Raw genomic sequence first — 16,350 nt, 5'->3', positions numbered from 1 at the left:
TATCCAGCTTGTAAATGGTTATTCTTCAATAATCTTAATTGTCTCAATTCCGTCTCCTGCCTCTATGGCATCCACCACATCCAATCCTTCCGTCACGATCCCAAAACAAGTATGGTTTCCATCCAGGTGAGCCGTATTATTGCGGCTATGGCAAACAAAGAATTGTGATCCCCCGGTATTTTTACCTGCATGCGCCATTGAAAGAACACCTCTATCGTGATATTGCCTGTCTGCGTCGGTTTCGCAGTCAATATTATATCCGGGACCACCCATTCCAACCCTTGGGCTGCTCATATCTTTTGAATGGGGGCATCCTCCCTGAATCACAAAATCAGGAATAACACGGTGAAAAGCCAACCCGTCATAAAACCCTTCCTTGGCCAACTTCACAAAGTTCTCAACTGTCTTTGGTGTTTCCTTTTCGTATAAATCCACCTTCATAACACCTTTTTCGGTATGTATTTCTGCTTTAATCATCTTGCAAACGGTTTAATTTTTAAGAAGAACAAAGGTACAATATAAAGTAGCAAGTTCAAATGTTAAAGATAAGAGATTTGAGATTTTGAAATAAGTGATGCATACTTTTCAAGCAGACCTGCCGTTTATCCGAACTATCATCTTTTTACAAACCCATCTCCTATATGAAGTTCGTTTGGGCCCATAAAAAAAGAGGGACTAAGCCCTCTTTAGAAAATCCCTATCTGTCTCCAGGCAGGTAATATTTTAATGGACACCTACTATTTTTCGATATCCAATAGCTCAACCTCGAATACCAAAAGTTGATTTGGTCCTATCTGGCCTTGGCCTCTTGAGCCGTAAGCTAAATCTCCCGGGATATAAAGCTTATACTTCGATCCTACAGGCATTAACTGTAATGCTTCTGTCCAACCCGGAATAACCTGTGTAACTCCAAAGGAAGTAGGCTCTCCTCTATCCACTGAACTATCAAAAACAGTTCCATCCAACAAAGTACCGTGATAATGCACTTTTACTTTATCGGTAGTAGTAGGCTTAACACCTTTACCCGCTTTCATCACCTCGTACTGTAAACCACTGGCTGTGGTAACAACACCATCTTTTTTTCCGTTTTGAGCTAAAAACTCCGCTCCTGCTTTTTTATTTTCGAATGCAGGCATTCCCGGCATCAGGTTCTTACGATCTTGAGCAGCTTGAAATGCCGTTTGAAGAAAAGTATTCGCAGTCTGTTGATCAAAAGCTGCTTCATCTTCACCTACTAAAGTGTTAATAAAACCTGCTTTCATCACATCCCAGGAAATACTGTCGAAACTCTGACCCAAACCATCTTTCATTTGCTGAGAGAACTCTGCATTTACAAAAGCGGCTGCCATTGCTTTGGTGTCGATTGAATCGAAAGGCCCTTTAACTTGCTGACTCATTTGTGACGCATTTAAGTAACCTAATGCATAGCTAATACTATCCGTCTCGTTTTTAAGTTCAATTTTCTTTACACTTGGCGCTTGCGTACAGGAAACAGCCATAACAGCTGCTGCACCAAGACCTAAAATAAAATTCTTTATTTGCATGGTTTATTGTGTATGATTAAACAATTTCTAATAATTCTACCTCAAATACCAAAGTGGTATGCGGGCCAATATCCTGTCCAGCTCCCTGCTCACCATAAGCCAGGTTCGATGGCACATAAAGCTTCCACTTTGAACCCAGGGGCATTAACTGTAACGCTTCAACCCATCCGGCAATAACTCCGTTTACAGGGAATACAGCAGGCTCACCTCGCTGAACCGAACTATCGAATACTTTGCCATCGATTAAAGTACCATGGTAATGACATTTTACTTGATCGGTGGCAGCTGGTTTAGCACCGTCCCCTTCAGTTACAACCTCGTACTGCAATCCACTTTCCAATGTAACAACACCTTCCCTCTTAGCATTTTCCGCCAAGAAATCCTGTCCTGCTTTTATGTTTGCTTCAAACTGCTTGCTTTGCAATGCCGTAAAAAATTCATTGATAATTTGATTAGCCTCTTCAGGAGCAATTTCCGGTTTTGTGGCTTCAAGTTGGTGCTTCACCCCTCTTGCAAACGATTCATATTCCAATTCAGCAACACCCGACTTTTGAAGGTTTCCGGCAATGCTTAGTCCTAACGAATAACTTAACTTTTCCATTTATCTTTGTTCCTATTATTTTTAACGGTGGCGAATATAGGCTTTTAGCAGATGGAAAACAAACAGGACAAAAATCTTTAACCTAGGATTAACAATTCATACCACAAGGGAGGAGAATGAGGGAGGAGATCAGGTGGCTGAGCGCAAAGAATAGAGGCGAACAAAGTTTAATTGTACCGCCAAAGATGCGGTCACCGCTTTAATAAAACAAAACCCAACGAAGACCTTCTCCATTGGGTCGAAGTCCTAATTTTAACCAAACACTAAAACCGCAAGAACAATTACAACAACACCTAAAATAAGATTTAAAGTATTAATTTTACTAACTGCTGCGAAACTGCCTTCTGTTGGATTTTTTTTGGCCTTTTTAGCTTTAATACTGAGTAACACCAAAACGACAAGCAATATCACTACAATGGCTAATTTAGCCACCAACAAAGGCATTGCTCCTAAAGCCGCCCAATACGGGGTCATTAAATAGCCGCCTGTTATTATAAGAAGTGTTAAACCTGTTTTTCCTAAATAATTCAAAGAGAGCAAGGCGGTGTTTACTTTTAATTTTCCTTCCGAATCGAATTTACTGGCTACCCTACTTAAAACAAAGGCCGAAAGTGCAGCACCAACAAAAGTCGCTACAGATAATAGGTGTATAATTAACATTGGATTTCTCATGGTCGTATTTTTATATGTTTAGATATTCAAACCATGATTGAGAAGAATTGTTTAAAAATAGTTATCAGTTCACAGTCTACAGTCCACAGTGTGATTGACTGCTGACTGCTGACTGTTGATTGCATTACTTACCCGGATCAACCTCAAATAAAATCTGGTCCTTCATAACAGTTTCTTCGGCCTTAACGTGTATGTTTTTTATTTTTCCATTCACCGGACTGGTAATTTCGTTTTGCATTTTCATGGCCTCTAAAATCAACACAGGTTCACCTTTATGCACTTCATGGCCTTCGCTCATAAGCACAGCCACAATCTCGCCTGGCAATGGTGCATTTACTTTTGAAACTTTTTTACCCGAATCTTTTGCCAATTTTTGTTTCCTTCTGCTGGCAAGCTCTGTGTCGATAGTGAAGTGATAGGTATTACCATTGATCATCACAGAAACCTCGTTTTGCTTCAGGTCTAGCACCTCCCCTACGTGTGTTTTGTCATTTATCTTAATCAAAAACTCATCGTTTTCAATGTCTTCAATTTCGATATCTGCTCTGCGGTTATTTATTTTATGTAACTTATTATCTCTAACCTGTATGTTTACTTTCTTATCACCAGTTAGTGTATAATTTTTTGTATGATGTATCAGTTTCATATAATTGTTTTTAGTGTCAAGACATAGGTGTTAAATACCAAGATAACGAACACAATACACTGTGTTAAAAATAAATTAGAAAAGCGTTTTTCATGTAAGCGGGAGTCAAAATACAAGACTTTCGATATTAAAAAAAGGAGTTTACTTTTGTAAATGTCAGTTTTTTTTAAAAAAAACGAGAATAATGCTGTATTTGGCTACCGATTCACAATTAAAAACTATCCTTTAATTTTTTTACTCATGGCCCAGGCAGACACTTGCTTATCGTCCAGCTCGCCGGAATTAATTTTAGCCTGCTCGTTTAAATAGGCTTCCATGGCTAAGGCGGCAGCGGCAACAATCTCATTATCCTCCTGGTAGTAACTCTGTTCCAAATCTTTTTCAATAAATGAAGTGGTATATTTTCCCTTTACAAAAGAAGGGGTTTGCATTACCTGCTTAAAAAACGGAAGGGTAGTCTTAACTCCTTTAATGATGGTGTCATTTAAAACCAAACGGGAATTCTTGATCGCCTCGTTCCTTGTTTTCCCGGTAATGATTAGTTTTGCCACCAGCGAATCAAAACTAGAAACCACCACTTTACCGGTTTGATAACCGGAATCACAGCGTAAGTATTTCTTGTTAGGTACTTCCATATGTTCAATCAGTCCGGTAGATGGGGCAAAACCCGCTTGTACATCTTCTGCATTCACCCGCAGTTCTATCGCCCATCCGTTAATTTGAATATCTTCCTGTTTTAACGATAACTTTTCGTCCTGTGCAACTTTAATTTGCTGTTCGATGATGTCCACACCGGTAATTTCCTCTGTGATTGGATGTTCTACCTGAACCCGGGTATTCATCTCCATAAAATAATGATTCAGCTCATCATCCAAAAGAAACTCAACCGTACCCGCACTATAATATTTGGTGGCTTTACATATCTTCACCGCATCGGCACCAATCTTCTGTCGAAGCTCTTCGGTCAGTGCTGCGGATGGTGCTTCTTCCAACAGCTTTTGGTGTTTGCGCTGAATACTGCATTCTCTTTCGTACAAATGAATAATATTACCATGCTTGTCGGCCAGTACCTGAAACTCAACATGGCGAGGATTCTCCACATACTTCTCAATCAACATAGAATCGTTATCGAAAAGCGACCTGGCCTCATTGGTAGCCAGCTTAAACATTAACGGGAGCTCTGTTTTTTTGCGCACCACACGCATCCCTTTACCCCCACCTCCGGCAACGGCTTTAAGAATTATTGGATACCCAATACTTTTAGCGGTTTCCTCCGCCTCTTCCAAAGTAGTAATTACGCCCTTACTACCCTGCAGCACAGGGATTTTGTTCTTAACCGCCATATCCCGTGCCATACCCTTGTTACCCATTTTGCTAATGGCTTTTGAAGAAGGCCCAATAAAAATTATTTGGTTACGTTCGCATTCCCGGGGCAAAAATGGATTTTCTGAAAGAAACCCATATCCGGGGTGTATAGCGTCAATTTTATATTCTAATGCTGTTTCTATTAATTTATCGATGTTTGTATAAACATTTATAAAGGTATTGTCAGATACATCAATCACCTCATCGGCATGATCGAGATGCAATGCATTAGGTTCGTGGTGCGACATAAACATATAGGTTTTAATACCCATACTTTTAGCTGTTCGGGCAATTCGAATAGCTATTTCGCCACGATTGGCAATTAAAATTGAATTAATTTTCATGATTTTATTAGATAAGAGACTGGAAGATAAGAGATAATAGGCTCTTTACAATGCTCAAGTCTGTTAATTTTAATTGTTTTAAGTACCGATAATAGTTCTGAAACCAAATGCAGTTCATCTACATATCTATTATCTAAAGCGGTATATTCCCGTGTTTACGTGCCGGGTTTTGTTCAACTTTGTTTTCGAGTAAAGCAAACGCGTTAATAATTACTGCCCTGGTTTCCGAAGGATCTATTACCTCGTCGATATACCCTTTTTCATCGGCCACATACGGATTGGCCACGTTTTCTTTGTAATCGGCAATCAACTTGCGTTTCAACTCTTCGGGATCTTTGGCACTTGCCAGTTCCTTCCTGTTCAATATTTTTACGGCACCTTCGGGTCCCATAACAGCTACTTCAGCTGTTGGCCATGCAAAATTGAAGTCTCCTCCCATATTTTTGCTGTTCATTACAATATAAGCCCCACCAAATGCTTTTCGCAAAATTACCGTAACTTTAGGTACCGTAGCCTCTGCAAAAGCATACAACAATTTGGCGCCGTGCATAATAATCGCATTTTGTTCCTGACTTTTACCTGGCATAAATCCTGGAACATCTTCCAATACCAGTACAGGGATATTAAACGAGTCGCAAAAACGCACAAAACGTGCAGCCTTTTTAGATGCATTGATGTCTAAACATCCTGCCATTACTTTGGGTTGATTGGCCACCAAGCCAATTACATGGTTGTTCAGCCGGGCAAGTCCTATTACAATATTTTGGGCGTGTTTTTCCGCAATCTCAAAAAACGATCCTTTATCCACAATCAAACGAATTACATCCACCACATCATACGGTTTGTTCGCATCATCAGGCAATAACAAAGAGAGTTTTTCAGGTTTACCCGGTTCAATATCCTCGTCGCGATTTACCGGCGGATGCTCCACATTGTTGGATGGCAGATAACTCAAAAGTTTTTTAACACCCATCAGCGTATGCTCCTCATCGGAAAAAATCATATCGGCCACGCCACTTTCCGTGGCATGTACTTCTGCACCTCCCAGATCTTCGAAAGTAACATCTTCGTTTAACACCTCCTTAACAACCTCGGGGCCTGTAACAAACATATACGAGGTATCCTTGGTCATAAAACGAAAATCAGTGAGCGCAGGGGAATACACCGCTCCACCTGCTGCGGGTCCCAGTATTACAGATATCTGCGGAATTACACCGGAGCTCTTAACATTCTGCATAAAAATACCGGCATATCCGGCTAAACTGGCCACTCCTTCCTGTATTCGGGCACCCCCGGAATCTATCAGGCCAATAATGGGATGTCCCATTTTTAGCGACATTTCCTGTACTTTTTGAATTTTACGGGCATGAACACTTCCTAAAGAACCACCCATAAAAGTGAAATCCTGGGCAAACAAAAATACTTTTCGGCCATTGATGGTTCCGTTTCCTACTATAACGCCATCGCCATATTTTTTTTCACTTTCGTTTCCCAATGGCTTTACAAAAGCATCTATTTCACGAAAACTGCCCTCGTCCATTAAAAATTCAATTCTCTCTCTGGCAGTCAGTTTTCCCTTGGCATGTTGTTTCGAAAAATAAGTTTCATCGTACTGGCTTTGAAGGCTTTCGTTTCGTAAATGAAACTTCTTAAATGGAATCCTATTGTCGTTCATAGGTATATACTTAGTTGATAGTTGTATTGGTGGCTACCGAAAATGTTTTCAGTAACCGAAGTTAATCAAGTAATTCGTTAAATAATAATTATTTTTCGCGTATTTGGTTTGTTCGATGTACAAGTAACACCAAACCATTCTTAATTGTTTATCCCCAATTTCGTTGGCAAAATAGTAAGATTTCCTAAACAAAAAACATACATATCTGCTGTAAAGCATAATTTTACTATTTGAACTATTTGTTCATGTCCTATGTTTTGCGATTTGCAAAAAACTAAAATTATCGCTAAATTTTCAGATTCATAAACGTATTGTTCAATAGTTTGATACCGTTGATACAGACAGATATGCTAAAAGTATAACCCGGACAACATTACTATGCTTGAAAAAATAATTAATTTCAGTGTAAAGCATAAGCTCATCGTCATTCTTTTTACGATATCCATTGTGCTCTTTGGTGTACATGCCATTTTTAAAATACCGGTAGGAACCGTACCTGACATCACCAACAACCAGGTACAGGTAATCACAACATCAGGAAATCTCTCCACCCAGGAAATTGAGCAGTTTATCACGGCTCCGGTAGAAATGGAGATGGCAAACTTACCCGGAGTTATAGAAATCCGGTCGATTTCCAAATTTGGCATTTCGGTGGTGACGGTGGTGTTTGAAGAAAATCTTGGCACCTATTTGCCAAGACAGCTCATTGCTGAAAAAATTAAAAGCGCCTCCGCCAATATTCCTGAAGCCTACGGCACTCCCGAAATGGGCCCCATATCCACCGGCCTGGGCGAAATTTACCAATATATCGTTGATGTTAAACCCGGATACGAGGGCAGATATACAGCCATGGAATTAAGAACCATTCAGGATTGGGTGATAAAGCGCCGGCTATCCGGAATAAATGGCGTGGTAGAGATTAACAGCTGGGGCGGCTTTTTGAAACAATACGAAGTGGCTATTGATCCGTTCAAATTAAAAAGCATGGGCATTACCCTGATGCAAATATTTGTAGCTCTGGAAAACAACAATAACATTACCGGAGGTTCTTATATTGAAAAAACCAACCAGAGCTATTTCATCCGTGGAGATGGGCTGGTAAAGTCGCTCAGCGACATAGAAAATATATTAATAGAAAATAATTCAGGCACTCCTGTTCTGGTGAAAGATGTTGCAGAGGTGAATTTTGGTTATGCCAATCGTTATGGAGCAATAACCGCAAATGGAAAAGGCGAAACCGTGCTCGGCCAAATAATGATGTTGAAGAATGCAAACTCAAAAGAAGTTATAAACGAAGTAAAAACCAGGGTAGCAGAAATTCAAAAGAACCTGCCCGAAGGTGTCTTCGTGAATCCAATATTAGAACGTAGTGAACTGATTTCGAAAACCTCAAACACTGTCGCCGAAAACCTAATTCTGGGTGCCATCATCGTTATGTTGACGGTACTTTTATTGCTAGGGAACTTGCGCTCTGCTTTGGTCATAGCTTCTATGATACCCCTTGCTCTCCTATTTACCATCTCCATGATGTATGTTTTTGGGGTGGATGCAAATCTGATGAGCCTGGGCGCACTCGATTTTGGAATTATCATTGATGGAGCGGTCATAATAGTGGAATATATTGCTATTAAAACCACGCTCAAAAGAAAGGATCTTATCAATGGCTCAGGGGAGGAACGACAAAACCTAATGGATAAAATATCTTTTGAAGGCTCGTCCAAAATGATGAATTCAGCCATTTTCGGTCAAGTCATCATACTTATTGTTTTTATTCCAATCTTGTCCCTTACAGGCGTTGAAGGCAAGATGTTTCGGCCTATGGCGCTGGCCTTTTCATTTGCCATAATAGGTGCCATGGTCATGGGCTTAACCTGGTTGCCCGTTGCCTCTTCGTTATTTTTGCGCCCCCAGAAAAGTGAACAACCCAATTTTTCCGATAAGTTTATGGAAATGGTTAAGCGCTCATATACACCCGTTATGCATTGGTCGTGCCGTAATAAACGACTTGTGCTAGGGGTAGCCGTTGCTGTATTGGTTTTGACCGGAGGGCTGTTTTACAACATGGGTGGAGAATTTGTGCCAACACTGGACGAAGGCGACTTTGTTATTCAGCCCGTGTTAAAAACCGGGACATCCCTAACAAAAACGGTTGAAACCACCACTAAAATGGAAGGAATACTAATAAAAGCCTTTCCTGATGAGATCGATCAAATCGTTTCGCGGATTGGGGCTGCCGAAGTCCCAACGGATCCTATGTCGATAGAGGAAATTGACATGATCATCAAACTCCAACCAAAAAACGAGTGGATTCATGCTGAAAACAAGGAAGAACTTGCCGACAAATTCAAAGAAGCTTTAGAGATTATCCCGGGCATTGAATACGAGTTTACCCAGCCCATAGAGATGCGTTTTAACGAACTGATTACGGGGGTAAGATCCGATATCGCTATCAAAGTGTTCGGTGAGGATTTGGATTATATCAATACGAAAGCGGCTGAAATTAAAAACTTGATAGCTGACATTCCGGGTGCGGGAGATATTATCCTTGAAAAAACAACCGGGTTGCCGCAAATAAAAGTAAGCTACAACCGAAATAAAATGGCCTACTATGGCATAGATATAAATACTTTGAATTCGTATATATCCACGGCTTTTGGAGGAAAAATAAGCGGTGTGGTATTCGAAGGAGAAAAACGCTTTGATATGGCGATGCGTTTCAACCAGAACAGCAGAACCGATATTAACAACATACGCGAGCTACAGGTACCGGTCATCAACGGAGTCCAAGTTCCCTTATCTGAATTGGCCGATATTAAATATACAACCGGCCCAGCCAAAATATCCCGGGACAATACGCACCGGCGTGTGGTAGTCAGTGTCAATGTCAGAAACCGCGATTTGCAATCCGTTATCGAAGATATCCAAACCAAAATTGACGAAAACGTACGAATGAGACCAGGCAACTACATTGAATACGGGGGACAATTTGAGAACCTAAAAAACGCTACCAATCGACTGATGTTAGCTGTTCCCGTAGCGATGTTGCTTATATTTATATTTCTTCATTTTGCTTTTCGGTCGGTCAAGGATGCCATTATGATTTACACGGCCATTCCCTTGTCGGCAGTTGGTGGTGTACTGTTACTCTGGCTTAGAGGCATGCCTTTCAGCGTATCGGCGGGGGTTGGCTTTATTGCATTGTTTGGTATTGCGGTTTTAAACGGAATAGTATTGATAGAACACCTAAAAGAACTGCAAAAAGAAGGAAAACACACCATGCGGGAGTTAATAATAAAAGGAACCAAAGATCGATTACGCCCTGTGATGCTGACGGCAGGTGCTGCCGCCATGGGTTTTCTGCCCATGGCCATTTCCACAGGTGCGGGAGCCGAAGTACAGCGTCCCCTAGCCACGGTTGTAATTGGAGGCCTTATCACATCTACCATGCTCACTATGATCGCTTTGCCTTTATTGTTTGAAATATTTTACAATGTAACAGCTATTAAACTTTTTCCTTTTAGGGTGATACGAAGCAAATGCACCGTTGTCATTCTTTTATTCGCATTTTTCAGCGTTACAGGCACAGCACAACAAAAGCAATTGGACCTGAATCAGATTGTTGATATTGCCCTGCAGAACAATCAGAAAATAAAGGCTTATACCTTAAATATTGAGCAAAGCAAAAGCTTGAAAAAAGCTTCTTTTGATATTAACAAAACCAGTATTGCGTATAGCACGGACGAAAATAACATCGCAGAAAACAACCATCCACTCAACGTATGGGCAATAGGTCAGGAAATTAGTTTTCCTACTTTGTATTTGAAAAACAAAAAAGCCGGTAAGATTAATATTTCAATTGCTGAGCTAGAATTAGAATTACTAAAAAATGAGCTTAAAAGAAATATAGCCGATGTATTCTATAAATACCAAATGCTGCTCAATAAAAAACTGGTGTATGACGATCTGGATAGCCTGTTTTATGAATTGCATCTGCAAACACAAAAACGATTGAAACAGGAAGACGCCAGTTATTTGGAGATGCTTAACATAAAAGCCAAACGCAATGAAATCTTGGCGTTGCTAAATGGCACCCAATTAGATATTCAGAGCGAATACAGCAACCTGAAAACATTGATGAATTATCAGGATGACTTTGAGATCTCCAATCTCCCAGAGATGATTGAAACGCCACAAGGCACACAAGCCACATCTCACCTAGAGCAGTTTTACCAGTACAAAAACGATTATTCCAATGCCTTAATAGAAATAGAAAAACAGAAGGTACTGCCCGATTTGTCACTCAACTATTTTGTAGGCAGCAATAGCTACGACAACGCTAAAAACTATCATGGTTTTGAAATTGGTGTGGCCGTGCCCTTATTTTATGGGAGTCACTCTGCCAAAATTAAAGCGGCTAAATTTGCCAGCAGCGCACAACATTTGCAAAACGAATATAAATCCATTGCGTTCAAAACCCGTTTGAAAGCGTTGAAAAACGAACAGTTAAAACACAAAACCCTGATTGACAATTATATTTCGTCAGGAAAAGAGCTGCAAGAAGAACTGACCAGAACCACTTTAAAATCATACCAGTTGGGACAAATCGGCTTTCATCAATTTATCAACGGGTATGAAAATGCCCTAAAAATAAAAATCGATTATTTAGAAAACCTTTATCAGTATAACCGCTGCACATCTGAATTAATGTACATATCCGAATAAACAACTCCGCCATGAACAATAGAATAAACACCCTCCTATTCGCCATTATCTTGCTCTTGACAGCCTGCAAAAACCAGGCGGTTGAGTCTGATGACAATTCTGGTTTAGAACTGATTGAAATTAGCAAACTACAATTTCAGTCGGAAAACATGGAGTTAGGATCAATAGAGTCCATTCCATTTGCAGATAAGCTCCATTTTACGGGAACAGTTGTTTCTTCTCCCAATGGAACAGCGATCATCAGCGCACCTATTGCAGGAACCATAAAAAGTATTCGTGTTGCCAATGGTGATCAGGTAAAAAAGGGAACTCCCGTAATTGAGATTTCAGGCCTGGACATTATCGATTTACAGAAAGATTTTGCCGAGTCTGCGGCTACCCTTCATCGCCTAACAAAAGAGTTTGAACGAACCAGTAATTTGTTTCAGGAAAACATTGGTGCCCAAAAAGACTTTATGCAATCGGAAAGTGAATATAAGGTGGAATTGGCCAGGAACAATGCACTTAAAATAAAACTTGAAAACGCCGGATTAAACACTACGCCAATTGCCAATGGCAAATTCTCAGCAAGCTATACTTTAAAAACACCAATTGATGGTTATATTACGCAATTGAATGCAGTTATTGGTCAATTTGTGGAACCGCAGGTCGCATTGTCCGAAATTGTCGATCAATCTACCTTTCGTTTATCCATTCCTATTTTCGGTAAGGACATCGGGAAAATATTTAACGGACAAAGAATTGAATTTAATACTACCGGTAGTAGCCGCAATGCTTATTACGGTAAAATCACTCATGTTGGAAAAACCATAAATTCAACCACCAAGGCAGTCGAATGCTTTGCCAACATAGAGAATGTTACAAATATGGTAAACCATCAGTATGTTGAAGGAGATATCATATTAACAGAAGATTCCGCTTTGGCCATAAATACATCCGCTGTTTTAAATAGCGATAATGATCGATTTATTTTACTCCTTCATAATGAAACCAATGAAAGTTATTCCTTTAAAAAGGTAAAAGTAAATATAGTTCGCGAAAATAACCTTTATTCCGAACTGAAAGAAAAAATAAACCTCAGTGGAAAAGTACTTACCAAAGGTGCCTATAACCTTACGATTGAATAATATTGGATGAGATACGTTCAACTGATGCCTGCATCAATGTTTAATGAAAATCTGATTTTTTGTGTTAATTTAGCGCGACAGAATACGCCCCAATAAAACCTGTTGATTATTCCTATACCAGTTGTTGGTTTAATGGTGAGGAATAGTCAAAATCGATGTTTATTTAGTTGTGGCGCCTGCTTATTTTTATAAAATGTAAGAGAAATAATTTATCGGTCGACTGGCACGCAGTTTGTCGATATAACATTGCTCTCATCATATAACATCCGCAAATTGAAAAAAAAATTAACCGAAATCATAAAGCAAATATCAAAAGGCGAAAGTGTCGATCTTTCTCTCCACAACCTCAAATCGGACCTAGAAAAAATCGCGGATCGTGACGAAAAGGACCTATATTATTCTATCATCGATCTTGCCCACAAAAACAACGAATCCCGGAATTTTATTACAGAATTATCCAAAGGGAACTTTGAAACACAGGCTCCGGAAAACAACCCATACATAGCTCTTTTCAAGCAACTGCAAACCAACCTAAACCACTTAATGTGGCAAATTCAGCGTATCTCGGAAGGCGATCTGCATCAAGACTTTAGTTACCTGGGAGACACATCCTTCTATTTTAACAAACTTATTTTTACGTTACAGGAAAGAAAATTGGTTGAAAGAGCACTGAAAGAAAGCGAGCAAAAATTCAAAACCATCATCGAAACGTCTCCTGATGGAATTGCGATAACAGACCTGGACGGAAAAGTAGAATTTGTTACCGCTAAAATAGTTTCGATGTGGGGATATGATTATGAAGATGAGATCATCGGTAGGAATGCACTGGAATTTGTTGACCCAAGCTTTCACGACAAATCGGTATTCTTTATTTCGGAAGTGATAAAAGGCAATTTAACCGGTGCCGCCGAATATTTAATGGTCCGTAAGGATGGCAGCAAGTTTTATAGCGAGGTCAACACCAATGTGCTGCGCGATGGGAACGATACACCTGTTGGGGTGTTGTATATTGAACGAGATGTTACCCAACGAAAGGAAATCGAGGAGTTGATTAGCGACCAGATTGATCAACTATCCCAGTTAAATGCTACAAAAGATAAGTTTTTTAGGATAATAGCCCATGACCTCAAAAATCCTTTCAATTCTTTACTGGGATTATCCAAAATACTGTCCGACAGCGTAAAAAACGGCAACTTAGATCAAATACAACAGTATGCTAATTCAATTACCGAAGCGGCTACACACACCTTTAAATTGCTTGAAAATCTGCTGGATTGGTCTCGCCTTAGATCCAATAAGCTGAATACAAACCCGCATAGATTTAGACCTTCGGAAGCCATCAACGCAATCATCTCACAAGCAGATCAACAAGCAAAGGCAAAGGGGATTCAATTGTTGTCGAAAATAGAATGTGACCTTGAAATATGGGCAGACCAGGACATGCTTAAAACCGTATTGCGAAATCTGGTTTCCAACGCCTTAAAATTTACAGGTGAGGGAGGAACGGTGCAAATAACCACACAATGCATAAAACACGGCATCCAATTCGGAATTTCGGACAACGGAGTCGGTATCCGAAAAGAATATCTCGACAAACTTTTTAGAATTGACAGCAAACTATCGGAAACAGGAACTGCCAGGGAGAGAGGTACAGGTTTAGGTTTGATCCTCTGCAAAGAATTTGTTGAAAAAAACAACGGTAAAATTTGGGTGGAAAGCGAACTTGGGAAAGGTAGTGAATTTAAATTTACCGTACCGGTAAAGTAAGTAGCTTTCTAACTTATTATAGATATAGATACTGCTCAAATGTTGATCATAGCCGCTCCTATTAGAATGAACCTAAATTATAAAACTTAATGATTCGAAACTAAGCATTTATGCCGCAATTTTACCAAGGGGTATGGTTGTTTTATTCTCTTGCCATAAAACAATGGGAAGCCATTGCTTCAACTAAAGAGGTTATTGCCTGAACTAAAGTGGGCATTGTTTGAACAATAGTAGGCTTTGCTTGAACAATAGTAGGCTTTGCTTGAACTAAAGCGGGCATTGCTTGAACTAAAGAAGGCTTTGTTTAAACTAAAGAGGTTATTGCCTGAACTAAAATGGGCATTGTTTGAACTATAGAAAGTATTGCTTGAACAAAAGTGGGCATTGCTTGAACAAAAGTGACTAGCCGGATCATTTTCACCTATCATTATAAAATGCCACCTGGCTTTAAAAGCCACCTTATCTTTAACCCCAATATGCATTAGAAAATCTATTACACATTAAAATTGTTTCAAAACAAGACACTCCGCTGCTTCACTTCAACTCACCATAACGATGAAAACCTAGTAAGATTGCACTTTCAATGTTCACGACGAAGTTCTATTGCATAATCCGGGTTTAACATTCTTAAACACTTCCTCCCTTATATTTAAGAAGACACCAACCATTTCCCATCCAATTCCGTCATCATTTATTTCAATCAGAAATTTAACCATTTCGTTTTATTTAAACATTACGCGCACGTATTCAAATAATACATTTGTAACGTCATAAAACCGATAAAAATAAAACCTAAAATAATTAAGATGAAAAGTAAAAGTTTATGGCTCTCAATGCTAGTTTTGATTGCCGTAGTATTTACATCGTGTGGCGATAAGTGCGCAACACAGGAAGCAGAACAAGTAAGGTATGTAAAGTCAAGTGAAGTGTTGCCCGCCAACGGAAACAGCAAACTAATTTACAATGGAGTGGTAAAGGAAAACCGACAAGTTACGTTATCCTTTAAAGTGGGTGGCCCGGTTCAAGAGTTATTAGTAGATGCAGGTGACTATGTGCAAAAAGGTCAAGTACTAGCACGTATAGATAAACGTGATTACAATGTACAAGTTCAGGCCACGGAAGCCCGATACACCCAGGCGAAAGCGGAATACGAACGATACCTGGAACTTTACGAACGCAAAAAACTTCCGGAAAACACTTTAGATCAGCTAAAAGCAGGTTATCTAATGGCTAAAAGCCAATATGAAGCTGCCACAAATGCTCTAACCGACACCGATTTAAGAGCTCCTTTTGCCGGATATGTAAACCAAAAGCTAATTGAAAACTTTGAAACAGTCGGCGCCGGTCAACCTGTCGTGGAGTTGCTTGACTTTTCAGATTTAGAAGTGGTTGTCAGTATCCCTGAAGGACAGATCAATGCGATGAACGAGATAAGCAAAATAACTTGCGATATTAAAAATGCGAACCAGTTCAATATTCCTGCTAAAGTAAAAACCTTAAGCAAAAAGACTGGCGACGATCGTATGTTTGAAGCTAAAATACTATTGCAAGGCAACGACCTAAACAAAGGCATTAAACCCGGTATGGTGGCCAAAGTAAACGTTTTAAAATTCGAAGAAGGTGAAAACGGAATGTTGGTTCCTATTGAATCTGTTTTTGCCGAAGCCGGGAAAAAACATGTTTGGATTATTTCTGAAGACTCAACTGTTGAGAAACATGAAGTCTTTGCATCTAAAGTTCGCGAAAATGGTTTAATCGAAATTAAAAACCATATCAAAGCAGGCCAGCAAGTAGTAACTGCCGGTGTGCATTCTTTAATCGAAGGCCAAAAAGTAAAAGTTTTACCTAAACAATCTGAAACAAATATCGGAGGTTTACTATAATGAG

Annotated in this window: 12 protein-coding genes; 4 read left to right on the top strand and 8 right to left on the bottom strand. The window is 39.6% G+C overall.

What is annotated here, in order from left to right:
* Window positions 1-18 precede the first annotated feature (18 nt).
* The 7 genes from ACT29I_RS20580 to ACT29I_RS20550 form a co-directional block, all read right to left on the bottom strand.
* Window positions 19-477, bottom strand: coding sequence for a peptidylprolyl isomerase (locus tag ACT29I_RS20580; RefSeq protein WP_430934796.1), 459 nt, complete (start codon window positions 475-477; stop codon window positions 19-21).
* 260 nt (window positions 478-737) lie between these two features.
* A complete protein-coding gene (locus ACT29I_RS20575) occupies window positions 738-1,544 on the bottom strand; it encodes an FKBP-type peptidyl-prolyl cis-trans isomerase (protein WP_430934795.1) in 807 nt (268 codons plus the stop codon).
* Between the two features lie 16 nt (window positions 1,545-1,560).
* The gene (locus ACT29I_RS20570; RefSeq protein ID WP_430934794.1) at window positions 1,561-2,145 is read right to left on the bottom strand and encodes an FKBP-type peptidyl-prolyl cis-trans isomerase; all 585 of its coding nucleotides are present in this window, start codon (window positions 2,143-2,145) and stop codon (window positions 1,561-1,563) included.
* Between the two features lie 252 nt (window positions 2,146-2,397).
* Window positions 2,398-2,817 (bottom strand): hypothetical protein, encoded by a 420-nt coding sequence (locus ACT29I_RS20565; protein ID WP_430934793.1) that lies wholly within the window; start codon window positions 2,815-2,817, stop codon window positions 2,398-2,400.
* Between the two features lie 124 nt (window positions 2,818-2,941).
* Window positions 2,942-3,463 (bottom strand): acetyl-CoA carboxylase biotin carboxyl carrier protein subunit, encoded by a 522-nt coding sequence (locus ACT29I_RS20560; RefSeq protein ID WP_430934792.1) that lies wholly within the window; start codon window positions 3,461-3,463, stop codon window positions 2,942-2,944.
* 218 nt (window positions 3,464-3,681) lie between these two features.
* A complete protein-coding gene (locus tag ACT29I_RS20555; protein WP_430934791.1) occupies window positions 3,682-5,172 on the bottom strand; it encodes an acetyl-CoA carboxylase biotin carboxylase subunit in 1,491 nt (496 codons plus the stop codon).
* A gap of 133 nt (window positions 5,173-5,305) precedes the next feature.
* Complete coding sequence (locus tag ACT29I_RS20550; protein WP_430934790.1) at window positions 5,306-6,847, bottom strand: acyl-CoA carboxylase subunit beta; 1,542 nt, start codon at window positions 6,845-6,847, stop codon at window positions 5,306-5,308.
* A 378-nt stretch (window positions 6,848-7,225) separates the two neighbouring features.
* Here ACT29I_RS20550 and ACT29I_RS20545 point away from each other — a divergent pair, with 378 nt between their 5' ends.
* The 3 genes from ACT29I_RS20545 to ACT29I_RS20535 all read left to right on the top strand — a co-directional run bounded on the left by ACT29I_RS20545 (window position 7,226) and on the right by ACT29I_RS20535 (window position 14,463).
* A complete protein-coding gene (locus ACT29I_RS20545) occupies window positions 7,226-11,569 on the top strand; it encodes a CusA/CzcA family heavy metal efflux RND transporter (protein ID WP_430934789.1) in 4,344 nt (1,447 codons plus the stop codon).
* 11 nt (window positions 11,570-11,580) lie between these two features.
* Window positions 11,581-12,696 (top strand): efflux RND transporter periplasmic adaptor subunit, encoded by a 1,116-nt coding sequence (locus ACT29I_RS20540; protein WP_430934788.1) that lies wholly within the window; start codon window positions 11,581-11,583, stop codon window positions 12,694-12,696.
* Window positions 12,697-12,969: 273 nt separating this feature from the next.
* Window positions 12,970-14,463: a PAS domain-containing sensor histidine kinase gene (locus ACT29I_RS20535; protein ID WP_444794311.1), complete on the top strand. Its 1,494-nt coding sequence runs from the start codon at window positions 12,970-12,972 to the stop codon at window positions 14,461-14,463.
* Window positions 14,464-15,050: 587 nt separating this feature from the next.
* Here the strand turns inward: ACT29I_RS20535 and ACT29I_RS20530 are convergent.
* On the bottom strand, window positions 15,051-15,179 hold the full coding sequence (locus tag ACT29I_RS20530) for a hypothetical protein (RefSeq protein ID WP_444794310.1): 129 nt from the start codon (window positions 15,177-15,179) through the stop codon (window positions 15,051-15,053).
* 90 nt (window positions 15,180-15,269) lie between these two features.
* Here ACT29I_RS20530 and ACT29I_RS20525 point away from each other — a divergent pair, with 90 nt between their 5' ends.
* Complete coding sequence (locus ACT29I_RS20525) at window positions 15,270-16,346, top strand: efflux RND transporter periplasmic adaptor subunit (RefSeq protein ID WP_430934786.1); 1,077 nt, start codon at window positions 15,270-15,272, stop codon at window positions 16,344-16,346.
* Window positions 16,347-16,350 lie beyond the last annotated feature (4 nt).

The sequence above is a fragment of the Saccharicrinis sp. GN24d3 genome, assembly GCF_052400645.1.
In the GTDB taxonomy this organism is placed as follows: domain Bacteria; phylum Bacteroidota; class Bacteroidia; order Bacteroidales; family Marinilabiliaceae; genus Saccharicrinis.
This window is presented reverse-complemented; position numbering and strand designations above follow the sequence as displayed.

Bases quoted from the DNA above. Each gene is read 5' to 3' on its own strand.
- ACT29I_RS20545 (WP_430934789.1), top strand. From the start codon at position 7,226: ATGCTTGAAAAAATAATTAATTTCAGTGTAAAGCATAAGCTCATCGTC.
- ACT29I_RS20580 (WP_430934796.1), bottom strand. From the start codon at position 477: ATGATTAAAGCAGAAATACATACCGAAAAAGGTGTTATGAAGGTGGAT.
- ACT29I_RS20525 (WP_430934786.1), top strand. From the start codon at position 15,270: ATGAAAAGTAAAAGTTTATGGCTCTCAATGCTAGTTTTGATTGCCGTA.
- ACT29I_RS20565 (WP_430934793.1), bottom strand. From the start codon at position 2,817: ATGAGAAATCCAATGTTAATTATACACCTATTATCTGTAGCGACTTTT.
- ACT29I_RS20575 (WP_430934795.1), bottom strand. From the start codon at position 1,544: ATGCAAATAAAGAATTTTATTTTAGGTCTTGGTGCAGCAGCTGTTATG.
- ACT29I_RS20555 (WP_430934791.1), bottom strand. From the start codon at position 5,172: ATGAAAATTAATTCAATTTTAATTGCCAATCGTGGCGAAATAGCTATT.
- ACT29I_RS20560 (WP_430934792.1), bottom strand. From the start codon at position 3,463: ATGAAACTGATACATCATACAAAAAATTATACACTAACTGGTGATAAG.
- ACT29I_RS20550 (WP_430934790.1), bottom strand. From the start codon at position 6,847: ATGAACGACAATAGGATTCCATTTAAGAAGTTTCATTTACGAAACGAA.
- ACT29I_RS20570 (WP_430934794.1), bottom strand. From the start codon at position 2,145: ATGGAAAAGTTAAGTTATTCGTTAGGACTAAGCATTGCCGGAAACCTT.
- ACT29I_RS20540 (WP_430934788.1), top strand. From the start codon at position 11,581: ATGAACAATAGAATAAACACCCTCCTATTCGCCATTATCTTGCTCTTG.
- ACT29I_RS20530 (WP_444794310.1), bottom strand. From the start codon at position 15,179: ATGGTTAAATTTCTGATTGAAATAAATGATGACGGAATTGGATGGGAA.